The organism is Staphylococcus sp. FSL W8-0271 (genome assembly GCF_038006605.1).
GTDB classification, from domain to species: domain Bacteria; phylum Bacillota; class Bacilli; order Staphylococcales; family Staphylococcaceae; genus Staphylococcus; species Staphylococcus cohnii.
Genome location: NZ_JBBOVM010000001.1, coordinates 967588 through 980677, shown reverse-complemented (window position 1 = coordinate 980677; position 13090 = coordinate 967588). Strand labels below are relative to the sequence as shown.

General features: G+C 31.0%; 15 protein-coding genes. 3 read left to right on the top strand and 12 right to left on the bottom strand.

Annotated elements, in window-relative coordinates; all coding sequences use genetic code 11:
* Positions 1-26 precede the first annotated feature (26 nt).
* The 5 genes from vraR to map all read right to left on the bottom strand — a co-directional run bounded on the left by vraR (position 27) and on the right by map (position 3647).
* Complete coding sequence (vraR, locus tag NST87_RS04765; RefSeq protein ID WP_019469616.1) at positions 27-656, bottom strand: response regulator transcription factor VraR; 630 nt, start codon at positions 654-656, stop codon at positions 27-29.
* Positions 646-1689 (bottom strand): sensor histidine kinase VraS, encoded by a 1044-nt coding sequence (gene vraS / locus NST87_RS04760; RefSeq protein WP_019469615.1) that lies wholly within the window; start codon positions 1687-1689, stop codon positions 646-648. Before vraS ends, vraR begins: the two co-directional genes overlap by 11 nt.
* Positions 1686-2387 carry a cell wall-active antibiotics response protein VraT gene (gene vraT / locus NST87_RS04755; RefSeq protein WP_019469614.1) on the bottom strand — a complete coding sequence of 234 codons (702 nt, stop codon included), beginning with the start codon at positions 2385-2387 and terminating at the stop codon, positions 1686-1688. Before vraT ends, vraS begins: the two co-directional genes overlap by 4 nt.
* 16 nt (positions 2388-2403) lie before the next feature.
* Positions 2404-2790 (bottom strand): hypothetical protein, encoded by a 387-nt coding sequence (locus NST87_RS04750; protein WP_019469613.1) that lies wholly within the window; start codon positions 2788-2790, stop codon positions 2404-2406.
* Between the two features lie 104 nt (positions 2791-2894).
* On the bottom strand, positions 2895-3647 hold the full coding sequence (map, locus tag NST87_RS04745) for a type I methionyl aminopeptidase (RefSeq protein WP_019469612.1): 753 nt from the start codon (positions 3645-3647) through the stop codon (positions 2895-2897).
* A gap of 176 nt (positions 3648-3823) precedes the next feature.
* Between map and NST87_RS04740 the strand changes: the two genes are divergently transcribed.
* Positions 3824-4810 (top strand): FUSC family protein, encoded by a 987-nt coding sequence (locus tag NST87_RS04740; protein ID WP_019469611.1) that lies wholly within the window; start codon positions 3824-3826, stop codon positions 4808-4810.
* Between the two features lie 93 nt (positions 4811-4903).
* On the opposite strand, the gene NST87_RS04735 is transcribed toward NST87_RS04740, so the two are convergent.
* Both NST87_RS04735 and NST87_RS04730 read right to left on the bottom strand, forming a co-directional pair.
* Positions 4904-5626: a type 1 glutamine amidotransferase gene (locus NST87_RS04735; protein WP_019469610.1), complete on the bottom strand. Its 723-nt coding sequence runs from the start codon at positions 5624-5626 to the stop codon at positions 4904-4906.
* Positions 5623-6942, bottom strand: a complete 1320-nt coding sequence (locus NST87_RS04730) for a Mur ligase family protein (RefSeq protein WP_019469609.1) — start codon at positions 6940-6942, stop codon at positions 5623-5625. Before NST87_RS04730 ends, NST87_RS04735 begins: the two co-directional genes overlap by 4 nt.
* A gap of 169 nt (positions 6943-7111) precedes the next feature.
* Here NST87_RS04730 and NST87_RS04725 point away from each other — a divergent pair, with 169 nt between their 5' ends.
* Together NST87_RS04725 and NST87_RS04720 are read left to right on the top strand one after the other, a co-directional pair.
* On the top strand, positions 7112-7618 hold the full coding sequence (locus NST87_RS04725; RefSeq protein WP_019469608.1) for a ferritin: 507 nt from the start codon (positions 7112-7114) through the stop codon (positions 7616-7618).
* 204 nt (positions 7619-7822) lie between these two features.
* A complete protein-coding gene (locus tag NST87_RS04720; RefSeq protein WP_019469607.1) occupies positions 7823-8377 on the top strand; it encodes a 3'-5' exonuclease in 555 nt (184 codons plus the stop codon).
* Positions 8378-8415: 38 nt separating this feature from the next.
* On the opposite strand, the gene dinB is transcribed toward NST87_RS04720, so the two are convergent.
* The 5 genes from dinB to NST87_RS04695 form a co-directional block, all read right to left on the bottom strand.
* A complete protein-coding gene (dinB, locus tag NST87_RS04715) occupies positions 8416-9486 on the bottom strand; it encodes a DNA polymerase IV (protein WP_040029808.1) in 1071 nt (356 codons plus the stop codon).
* Positions 9487-9684: 198 nt separating this feature from the next.
* The gene (locus NST87_RS04710) at positions 9685-9918 is read right to left on the bottom strand and encodes a metalloprotease family protein (RefSeq protein ID WP_019469605.1); all 234 of its coding nucleotides are present in this window, start codon (positions 9916-9918) and stop codon (positions 9685-9687) included.
* Positions 9919-9930: 12 nt separating this feature from the next.
* Positions 9931-10239, bottom strand: a complete 309-nt coding sequence (locus tag NST87_RS04705; protein ID WP_019469604.1) for a hypothetical protein — start codon at positions 10237-10239, stop codon at positions 9931-9933.
* A 205-nt stretch (positions 10240-10444) separates the two neighbouring features.
* The gene (gene rlmD / locus NST87_RS04700; RefSeq protein WP_019469603.1) at positions 10445-11806 is read right to left on the bottom strand and encodes a 23S rRNA (uracil(1939)-C(5))-methyltransferase RlmD; all 1362 of its coding nucleotides are present in this window, start codon (positions 11804-11806) and stop codon (positions 10445-10447) included.
* A gap of 134 nt (positions 11807-11940) precedes the next feature.
* Complete coding sequence (locus NST87_RS04695; protein WP_040029807.1) at positions 11941-12858, bottom strand: diacylglycerol kinase; 918 nt, start codon at positions 12856-12858, stop codon at positions 11941-11943.
* Between the last annotated feature and the right edge of the window lie 232 nt (positions 12859-13090).

Here is a 13090-nt window from a genome sequence, read left to right as displayed (position 1 = left end):
TATCTCTGCTTAGGTTTTAGCTTTTTTTATTGTATTAAATTATGTTGAAATGCATAGATTACAGCTTGAGTTCTATCTTGTACTTCTAATTTACTCAATACGTTACTCACATGTGTTTTAACTGTTTTGATTGTAATATGTGAAGCACTGGCAATTTCTTGGTTTGAGTACCCTTTTGCAATCAATAATAATATTTCCATTTCACGTTCAGTTAACATCTCATATAATTCAGCGCGTTGTTTCATACGATTTCTCATTTTAACCAACACTTCTGCTTCAAATACAGATTCATCACGATATGTTTTGCGTATTGCTTCAGCGATATCACTGGCACTTGTTGTTTTTAAAATATAGCTATCTACACCAGAATCTAGCGCGCGGTACACTTCATTATCTTCAATATAACTTGTTAGCATAACAACTTTAATGTGTGGCAAATCTTTCTTAATTTGTTCTGTAGCTTCTACGCCATCCATATCATCCATCAGTAAGTCCATTAAAATTAAATCAGGTTTTAGTTCATGTGCTTTTTCAATTGCATCTTTACCCGATTGCCCTTCTCCGACTACTTCTATATCTGGTTGAGTAGATAAATAACTAGAAATACCAATTCTGACCATCTCATGATCATCAACAAATAATACTTTAATCGGCATATGAATCCTCCTTATTTAATGGGGCTTTGACTTCAATTCGTGTTCCTGAATCTGGCAGTGATACTATATGAAACGTTGCGCCTATTTCAAGTGCTCGTTCGCGCATATTTTTTAACCCATAGCTTTGTTCTACCTTATCATCTACATTAAAGCCTTTACCATCATCTTGTATACGTAATAATAAATATTCTTCTCTATTAAACAATTCAATTGTAACTTTTGTCCCTTTTGAATGTCTTAATGTATTTGAAATTGCTTCTTGTGTAATTCTAAATAAATGATCTTCTATACCTTTGGGTACGTCGAATTCTTCAATATCATGTACAACTTTCATAGGCACCTTTTTCTGCAAATCAACCACTAAATCTTTGATACCTTGGCCAAGTGATTTATCTTTCAAGCCAATTGGTCTTAAATGCAATAGCAAGGCACGCATTTCTAACTGTGAATCTTGGATCATTTTTTCCAATACTGGAATTTGTTGATCTAAAGGTGCTTTCAAATCAGTTTCTTTAATAGCAGAGAGCATCATACTTGCTGCAAACAATTGCTGGCTTACGGAATCATGTAACTCTCGAGCCAGTCTTTGTCTTTCGTCTTCAATTATTTTTTTAACTTTCACATCGTTCATATTATATGATTCATTCGTTAAATTTTGTGTTTTTAAACGCAATCTATGAACTTCTTGATTGAGCGGTACAAGCGTTTGATATAATTCAATTGTTTCATTATATAATTCTATATTTTGATCATTGATACCTACTGTTTGTCCTTCTATAGAACGCTCAATTTGGTCTTGTAACCAATGATTTTGTTGATTGATTTTATACGCTAATACTGAGCCAACAATGATGCAAAGTAATATAACTAATAAGTTGATAAATAGTAAAACTGGTATTCCAAAGATTTGCGTATAAATCATGCCTTGAAAATATATAATATTCACAAAAACTTTATCTATAAAAAACATAGCGAAAAATGTACTATAAACTAATATCAACATTGATCCTATTGCTCTTATGTAGTGATTCATTTATAAATCACCTCAACATCTCCAATAAATGTTGACAAATAGACATTAACAGCATAATTATCTTCTTTTGTTTCTTCAACAACTTTAATATTGTTGTTTTCAACTTTATATGATGTTTCATTAACATATGCATTACCATAAAGTGCTGAAAAATGTAATTTTATATTGTAATTTAAAGGCACAATAATTTGCACTTTACCTAAAAAATGTCTGATTACTACAGTATTATGTTCTCTAATATTAGCAGCTTTAGACATATCTATATGAATGTCACCAATACCATGCTGTATTTGTAAATCTTCCCATTTATAAACATAAATAGGTGTACGTTGTTCACCAAACCACTTTTGCTTAATAAATTCTGGAGATTCTACTGCCTCTTCTGTCGCAATAATTTTCAAAGGTTTGAACCTATAAAATATATATCTCACAATTAACACAATTAAAAATATAAATAATATGATAATTGTGTATTTATTGGATAGTAAAGTAAAAGCAATAAGTAATACCCCTATCCAAAACGCTAATAACCCTCGTATTTTATGAAAATATAAATATCCTACATAAACCAATATGCAGCCTAGTAATAATACAAAAATAAAACCTATTTTTTCAAAGAAAATATAGTAGAAATTAGCTATTATCATTAATGCTGTAAACACAATCAACATTTCAGTTGATATATATTTATGAGTCATGTTTCGCCACCTTTCTTCAAGCGACTAAACTAATTTGTTCGATTAAATCACATTCTGTTTCAACATTCACTTTTTCCTTTGCCTGTTGTGATAAATCGGCTACAATACGTGCGTAGTCTGCTTCCATTTCATTCAAATCATTTTTAATTTTTTCTATATCATAGTGCTCAATCTCTTGTGCACATTCAATATCAGATTCATCTAAAATGTCGATATACTTATTTTCTAAAGATAATGTTAAATGATCTATTAATCTAGCTACATAAGTTTTTCTTTCAAATAGATAATTTATGTACATTTCTATACTTCTTAATTTTTTATCAAGATATTGTCTGTATTCAATTAAACTTGAATAAAAGGTTTGTTTAGTCATTTTTTCTAGATAAGTCGTAATATAATTCATAGAATCACCTCATGATTGATTAGATTCTATTATAAAAAATTTCCGGAACCATTAGTATAGGCTCCGGAACCATCTTATATTAGGACTTTAGACCGAAACTTATTCTAATCTATTTTAGTAGTTAAAACTGGTCCTTCTTTTGTTACTATCACCGTATGTTCAATTTGAGCAACAAAGCTTTTATCTTGAGTTTCAAATGCCCATTCATTCTTACCTTCTGTGACAAATGTAGCTTTTGAAGAAATAAATGGCTCAACCGCAATCACAGTACCTTCTTTAAGCAAAGTTTTATCTTTTGGATCATAATAATTCATCACATGGCTTGGAGATTCATGTAATGATTGACCAACACCATGACCTGTTAAATTTTTAATTACAGTTAAATCATTTTTACGTGCAGTTGCGTGAACTGCTTTACCAATTTGGCTCAGCTTTGCACCAGGTTTGATTTTTGTCATAGCTGCTTCAAATGCTTCTAAAGCAACATCACAAACTTTTTGTTTCAATGGATTATCCGCTTCACCAACTACAAATGAAATACCAGTGTCAGCATAATACCCATTTTTCAATGCAGAAACATCAATATTTACTAAGTCGCCCTCACGAATTTTTCGTTTTCCAGGGATACCATGTGCCACTTCTTCATTAACGCTGATACAAGTTTGACCTGGAAAGTTTTCATCATGAATTGGTGCTGAGATAGCACCGTGCTCTTTAAATAAATCTTTTGCGATATCATCAAGTTCTTTAGTAGTGATGCCAGGTGTAGTAGCTTCTTGCATTTTGTCTCTAACTAGTGCGCAGATATATCCAATATCTTTTAGTGCTGTTAATTCTTCTTCTGTTTTTACAATCATTTTATCCCGTTCCTTTTTGTAAATTATATTCTTTCTTATTATAGCAGACTTTTTTTGATATAATAAATTAGAAAATTTTTATCATATATAGTTTAACATTTTAACCAAATAATGACATAACCACTTTTACAATTCTGGTTAAATCATTAAACGTTTATTTTTATAGGAGTTTTAATATGAATGATTCTTGGTATAAAAATATTATTGGTGCACGAACTTTGAAAACAGGTTTAGCTACATTTTTAACTGCTCTTTTTTGTTTAGCTTTAAACTTAAATCCAATTTTTGCTATATTAACAGCTATTGTCACAATTGAACCAACCGCTAAGGCATCGTTAATAAAAGGTTATAGAAGACTACCTGCAACAATTATCGGTGCGTTGTTTGCCGTTATATTTACTTTTATTTTTGGCGATCAATCTGCTTTTGCCTATGCATTTAGTGCAACATTCACAATTATTCTTTGTACAAAATTAAATTTACAAGTAGGTACAACTGTAGCAACTTTAACTGCAATGGCTATGATTCCGGGCATACATGATGCTTACTACTTTAATTTCTTCTCCAGGTTATTAACGGCAATTATTGGATTAGTTACAGCGGGCCTAGTAAACTTTATTGTCTTACCTCCCAAATATTATGATCAATTGGAGGATGCTATTACTCAAACTGAAGAAAAAATGTACGCATTATTTCATAAGCGTATGCGCCAACTTGTTATTGGTAAATTTTTTAATGGAACGACCAATCAACAATTAACCACATTATTAAATTTAAACCAAAAAGTCGAGACGTTACTTTCTTATCAAAAAGATGAGCTCAGTTATCACAAACACCACAATTCAGAATGGATTCGTTTAAAATCTTTAACTACACGAACACATACAAATCGCTTGTTTATAACGCACTTATCTAACTTAGTTTTTTTACCAAAAGATACACAAGTTACTTTTACTAAAGATGAGCAACTTGCCATCCTAAATATTGCTGAGAGTATAAATAACATACATAGAACTGGACATTTTGAACGTCATCCAAAATCAGCGTCGTTACTTAAATCCACTGTCAAAGGTTTAGATGAGTTTGATAAAAATCAATTAAAAAGTCATATTGTCTATGAAATACTATTAATTTATAGAATTTTAAATAATCGATTTGCCTAATATAATCAATTAAATATTGTTACATCAACAAAACAGCCTAGAACATTTTGTCCTAGGCTGTGATTTATTTTATTCATACGAGTTAAATCTTTACTATTTTTGTTGAGAAACGCGCTCAACAATTACCTTCTTAGCTGCTTCTTCCTCTGAATTGTCTAATTCTTTCGGTTCAAATACAATGCCTTTACGTTCGCATGCTTTTTCTAATAGATAATCTGTAATTTCATGATTTTTAGGTAATATCGGTCCATGTAAATAAGTACCTAGTAGATTCTTGTAATGAATGCCTTCTTTAGCATCGTCATCATTATTACCAAAGCCATGAGTAACTTCACCTAAAGTTCCGTAATTATGATAAGTACGGCCCCCATGATTTTCAAATCCTACAATTGTACCAAAAGTATTACTTTCAATAACGATATCCCCTGTCAAACGATTTTTTTTAGATTCTGTATAAAAATCTAAAATATTTAAACCGTCTAATTCAGTACCATCTGGTGTAATGTATTTACGTCCTAAAAACTGGTAACCACCACATATAGTTAAACCAGGCAAGCCATCTTCAATAGCAGCTTTTAACTTATTTTTTATTTTACTCAATTCTAATGTCGCTAATGCTTGTTCTCTGTCACTACCTCCACCTATAAAGAAGATATCACATTCATCAAAAGTAACATTATCTGTCTGATTAATATCTACAACTTTCAAAGTGATATTACGGCGTTTTGCACGTTGTTTAAGTGCAATGATATTCCCTATATCACTGTACAAATTTAATTTATCAGGCATAAAGTGATAGACCGTCAACTCATTCATTTTACGTTATCCTCCTCAAAAGAGTGATTCAATTGTTTTAACATTGGAGCAAGCGAAGTATAGTTAGGTATTGCTACAGTAAAACTATTAGTATATTCCATTGTTTTCGCAGTCGCTTTATAGATATCATTTTCTAAAATAACTGGTACATCTATCTCTGCAAGCTTTAATCTCAATTGTAGCTCTTCTGCTCGTGTACCTGTAACTATTATAGCTTCTATCTGTTGATTCGCTAATTTTTCAAAGTCAGCATCATAAATCCATGATGTGTCACGTCCATCTGCAGCATAATCATTTAAACTGATGACATAAACTTTGTTCCCTTCTATCCGATCACCAACTGAGAGACTTGCATTCATACCTGCAGGGTTCTTAGCTAGATTGATCATTGCTTCTTTCGTACCTTTTTTAAAATACTGCATTCTGCCATTATCAGAAGTATAAGTTTCAAAACCTTTTCGAATTGACGCGTCATTTAATCCAAGTTCTCTGAGCACGGTATAAGCAGCAATTGCATTATATGCATTAAAATCGCCTGCAATTTTCATATTAAATGTAGTAGTCCCAACATTTAAATTAATAAAAGGTGTTAAATCAAATTGAGTTACTTCATATTTTGAGTTTTCTCGTCTAAAGCCACATTCACAATAATAATGGCCTAATTGATTATAATGAATATAATCATAATGTAATAAGCGACCACAATTAGGACAATATCTACTTTCATTCATAGAACTTTGTTCAAAATCATGCGCGTGCTTTTGCATTCCATAATAATTAACAGTGTCACTCGCTATTTTTAATCTACTCACAAATGGATCATCAGCATTTAACAATAATTTTATCCCTTTATTATCAATTGCTTTGGCAATATTATTTACCATAATATCGATTTCCCCAAATCGATCCATTTGATCACGGAAGAAATTAGTAACCACCATCATCGTAGGCGTAACTTCATTAAGTACTCTTGGTATTGAACCTTCATCAATTTCAATAACTGCAATTTTTGTGTTTTTTTTAATTTGCAAAATAAAGGCTGATGTAATGCCAGCAGCCATATTGGCACCTTCATTATTATGTATGATTTCTATTTGATTCTCTTTCAAAGTATGACCTATTAAATTTGATGTAGTCGTTTTCCCGTTTGTACCACTTATAAATACAATCTCATCTACATGAGATGCTAATTCTCTTAAAATATTTTTATCCACTTTTCTAGCGACTTGTCCTGGTAAGTCTGTTCCCTTTTTCCCAACAGTACGACTTACTTGTCTTGCCAGTCTCGCTAGACGTGTTGCAGTCCATTGTCTCATCTACTTCCTCCTCTACTATTCACTCAAATATTATAACACGATTAAGTTGTATTCCAAACAATTCTCAATGCAAATATCTTTCGCTTTCTTCAGATTAGAATAATTATTATTTACGAATGAGAATAAATTTGCTATACTAATGAAAACTGATACATGGAGGCTATTACTTATGTTGAATAAAGAATTATTAGATGCATTAAATGAACAAATGAACCACGAATATTTTGCTGCACATGCTTATATGGCAATGGCTGCATATTGTGATAGCAAGTCCTACGAAGGCTTTGCTAATTTCTATATTCAGCAGGCAAAAGAAGAAAGATTTCATGGTAAGAAAATTTATGATTATATCAATGATCGTGGTGAACAAGCAATATTTAATTCAATACCAGCACCTAAATCTGAATTCACAAGTATCTTAGAAACTTTTGAAGATGGCTTAGCTCAAGAACAAGATGTAACACGTAGATTTTACAACTTATCTGACCTAGCTAATAAAGATAAAGATTATGCCACAATTTCATTTTTAAATTGGTTCCTAGATGAACAAGTCGAAGAAGAATCAATGTTTGATACACATATTGATTATTTAAACCGTATCGGTGATGATAGTAACACTTTATATTTATATGAGAAAGAATTAGCTGCACGTTCATTTAATGAAGATGAGGCATAGCGTTAATACGCTAACAATTTTTAAATTAATGATGAATATACAGAAGCATGCCAACATGATTGGCATGCTTTTTTAAGTCATTTTCTGTTAGTAGCAAGGGACTGTTGGTCATCTATTAAGTTTAAGTGATTTTACTCACTTGACTTCGAAAAGAGAATTATATAAAGTCATAACATATTCTATAAGAGAAAGGGTTCTTGCTTGATGACAGCCAATGCTTATATTGCTTTAGATTTTGAAACTGCAAACGGAAAAAGAACGAGTATATGTTCAGTGGGAATGGTCAAAGTTATCAATCATCAAATCACAGAATCTTTTTATACACTGGTTAATCCAAATGACTATTTTTCAAAACAAAACATTGCCGTACATGGTATTAATCCAAATGATGTAAAAGATGCGCCGACATTTGACTCAGTATATCCATATATGATGCAATTTATTGATGGGTTACCAGTAGTTGCTCATAATGCTGCATTTGATATGAATGTTTTATATGACAGCATTAAGCAAATTGGCCAAGACACACCAACAATCACTTATTTTTGTTCACTACAACTATCAAGAAAGACAGTAAATAATCATCGTTATGGGTTGAACCATATGATGCATTATTACAATCTAGATTTTCACGGTCATCACGATGCTTTAAATGATGCCAAAGCATGCGCAATGATTACATTTCGATTATTAAAACACTATGATGATTTGAATAGTATATTATCAATATTTGGTAAGCAGTTAAAAGATAAAGATTAGTTTATTCAAAATCAGAATTTATTTCCATGGTATTTCATTTATATATAGTCATAAATTGTCATGTTTTCATATGTTGCTTTTTCTAAGTTACCTACTGTAACACCCACAAGTCTAATTGGTGTTTCTGAATCTTTGAGTTCAGTATATAAACTATAAGCAATGTTATAAATATCCGTCTCATTTCTTATGGGATCTCTCAAACTTCTTTGTTTTGACAAAGTTTCAAATTTAAAAGTTTTAATTTTAACAGTGACAGTTTTGCCAGATTTTTGAATTCTGGCTAAACGTTCAGCTGTTTTATGACTTAATTCCCAAATTTTTTGAAGAATTTGATCATCATCATTAACGTCTGTTGCAAAGGTGCGTTCTGTGCCAACTGACTTTCTAATTCTTGTGGCTTTCACTTCATTATTATCTATACCTCTCGCCTTATTGTACAATCCATAACCGCGTTTTCCAAAAAGACGAATTAATTCACGCTCACTTTGGTTATATAAATCTTGGCCATTATAAATTTTATGCTCATGCATTTTTTCTTTAGAAGCTTTGCCCACTCCTGGAAAATCACCTATATCTAAGCCCATTAATATTTCATGTACATTTTTATAATCAATAATGGTTAAACCGTTAGGCTTATTCATACCGCTCGCTAATTTTGCCAAAAATTTATTATAAGAAACACCTGCAGAGGACGTTAATTGGGTAGCTTCGTATATATCTCTACGTATATATTGTGCAATCATAGACGCTGGTAAATCAGGACGGACTAAATGCGTAATGTCTAAATATGCTTCATCCAATGACAATGGTTCAACGATTTCAGTGTAACTTTTAAAAATATTCATAATTGTGTTTGAAGCTTCTTTATAAGCTTCAAATCTAGGAGGTACATAAAAACCATTCGGACATAATTTATGTGCTTGTGCAGTGGGCATTGCAGAATGAACACCATATTTTCTTGCTTCATACGAAGCTGTTGACACCACGCCTCTACCGCTCGCTTTTCCACCAACGATGACTGGTTTCCCTTTTAACTTTGGATTATCCCTTATTTCTACTTGAGCAAAGAAATAATCCATATCTATATGAATAATTCTTCTTTCTGTCAATGCACACACCTCCCTTTTTAAACTTATATAATTATATTATTGTTATTTATATTACAATCTAAATGATTTTGTTACATAATATATGCTCATTATAGTAAAACAAACAAAAAAGAGTTAGCTATCCGCTTCTTAAATACGATATCATCTATAATGATAATTATGTATTTAGCAGTAATACTAACTCAGATTAATTAATGCTTATGATTTTGGTTCAGTTTGCAATTCAATTGAAGGGTTTTTTGTATAATATTTAATACCATCCTCAGTATCTTCTATGACTTCCACTTTTTCATTTAACACACCTGAAAGTAAATACAAATCTACAACACAATATCCAATATGAAAACTTGTAATAAATATGATAGATGAATAAAGCGTAATAAAAAATATGATAAATAAAATGGATGATATAATAATTAAAGGGGCTAACATAATTAAGCTATATTACCATTTTTTGAAATAAACTTGTGGCATATGTGACTTTATCAAACCATATTTAACACGATAAATAGGTTTTCGACCTTTTGATAAAATTCGAAACATTAAGTTATGAATCAATTCATGTAAGAAATAAACAATTGTAAAGCCTAAAATACCATACAATAAATTAAATAAGATATTTTGCTCTATAACTGAAGCAAATAAATAAGCAAATTTATATGATAACAATATACTGATCATTACTATTGTTAATTGGAATAGTAAGAATCCTTCTAATAACTTTTTATTAGAAAACAACTCAATTTTAAACATTAGCAACCCTCCAAATGCTTTGTTGTTACCTAAAGTATACAATGATTTTAACCACTTAGAAAGAGCTATTGAACAAAGTTAATGACTTGTAATTGAATTTTAACAAATCTTCTTACAATGAAATAAACTGCAACACTGAGTAAACAACAGATTAATTAACTTTACACAATATTTATTAAATCATGCTTATCTATTAACCTATGTTTTATATACGATTGAATTGAGCAACCGTTTCAACATGTGTTGTATGAGGAAACATATCTACGGGTGTAATCTTCGTTAGTTTGTAATGTTGTGCTAAATATTGCGCATCACGTTGTTGTGTTGAAGGATTACATGAAATATAGACAATTTTTCTTGGGTTTAATTCTAATAATGTTTTTAAAAATGTTTCGTCACAGCCTTTTCTAGGCGGATCAACCATCACTACATCAGGTTTAATTCCTTGTGATTTCCATTTTAATATAACCTCTTCTGCCTTACCACAGACAAAAGTAGTATTTTCAAATTGGTTTATAGTCGCATTTTGTTTAGCATCTTCAATGGCTTCTGATACAACTTCTACACCATAAACATGTTTCGCTTTTGGTGCCATATATAAACCTATCGTTCCGATACCACAGTAAGTATCCAAGACAACATCATCCTGCTTTAAGTTTGCGTATTCAATCGCAAGTTGATACAATTTTTCAGTTTGTATCGAATTAATTTGATAAAAAGACTGATCACTTATTTTGAAGGTAACGTCTGATAATTTATCATTGATTGTTGTCTTACCATATAGCGTATTAGATTCCGCTCCTAATATTACATTTGAATGAGTATTATTGACATTATGCTTTATACTCGTAATTTCAGGAAATGCTTTAACTAATTTTTGCACAAGTAAATCACTCTGTTTAAACTTCTTGCCATTGGTCACAAAGATCACCATTAATTCTCTTGTATGGTGTCCAGTACGAATGACAACATGTCTCATAAGCCCTTGTTTTTTATGCTCATTATAAATGCTAATATTTAATTCGTTAAACCAAACTTTAAGTTGGTTCATAACTTCTTGATGCAATTGGTCTTGAATTAAACAACTTTCCATATCTATAATATCGTGACTTCTTTGTCTATAAAAACCTGAGATAATCTCTCCGTCTTTATGCTTTCCAATAGGTATTTGTGATTTATTTCGATAATACCAAGGATTTTCCATACCAACTGTCTCATTAATAATCGTATCTTTAAAATCTGCTTTTCGATGAAACAAATTAATTACCTGTTCTTTTTTCATATTCAATTGAGCTTGGTATGTCATATGTTGTAATTGACAGCCTCCGCATTTGTAATAATATACACATGGCGGCTCAACACGTTCTTTACTTTGTTCTTTAATTTCTATTAATTTACCTATTGCAAAATTCTTTTTAACTTTAATCACTTTAAATTTAATCGTTTCATCTATTAAAGTATTAGGAATGAACACAGGATACCGATCTAACTTTACAACACCGTGTCCTTCATGTGTTAAATCAATTACGTGTCCTTCTAAGATTTCATTTTTTTGTAATATGCTCATATTATCACCCCATATAAAAGAGGTTAGGCTATTTGTCTCTTTACCTAACCTCTTTGTCTATTAACGTTTTTGAAGATTCATTTTAACTTATTTAAACTAGTTCACGATTACGATTTATTTTAATATTTTATTTGTTATTGCTCAACTAGCTCCTCATTTTTAATATCACTTGGTGTATAAACTTCAATATGCTGTTTTAAATTCAAGAAGTTTCCGGGTAATTTACCACCATATTCACCGTCCACATTTAATTGCATATCTATAAATGAAGAGATATTGATTGATTTTGCTTTTTTATAATGTACTTTAGGATGTTTAATATGCTCACCTCTTGAAGCAAGGGTCATAATATGCCCTAACTCTGCTAAATTCGCTTTTTCCACTATAATCAAGGTGAAATAACCATCATCTAATTTGGCATCAGGCACTAATTTTTCAAATCCTGCCATAGAGTTGGTCAAACCTAATAAAAATAAGAGCGCCTCTCCCTGAAATACCTCATCATCATATTCGATACGTAAATCAACAGCTTTCATCTGAGGCAACATTTCAAATCCTTTAATATAATACGCAAAAGGACCAACAATTGATTTCAATCTACTTGGTGTTTCATAAGATACCTGTGTTAATTGTCCCCCTGCAGCTAAATTAATAAAATATCTACTATTCATTTTTCCAATATCAACGCGCGTTGAATGGCCTTCTATAATCACATCAATCGCACTCATAATATCGTTGGGTAAATGCAATGCACGCCCAAAATCATTTACAGTTCCCATTGGGATGATTCCAATCTTAGGTCTATTTGGATGTTCTGCTATACCATTGATGACTTCATTGAGCGTCCCATCGCCACCTGCAGCTATTAAAACATCATAATCTTGTGTTAAACAACGTTTAGCTTCAGTTGTTGCATCACCAATTTTTTCAGTTGCGTAGGCACTCGTTTCAAAACCGGCCTTTTCTAATTTTATTAACACATCTGGCAATGTTCGTTTAAACAATTCTTTACCAGATGTTGGGTTATAAATGATTCTAGCTCGTTTTCTCATATTTTATCCCTCAACTTTTTATACTCAGTATATATATTAAATGATTTAGTTAAATGATAAAAGCATTTAGGCTATTTTCAAAAAGAAATTATAATATACTACTTAATATTAAAGAAATTGAAACTTTCATTCCTATTCTCAAAACATGGCACTATCCATAATTTAAATTAGTGTTCTTATATATTAAATTTAAGATTTTGACTGCGTATCATACCTTGTCTGATATATCGAT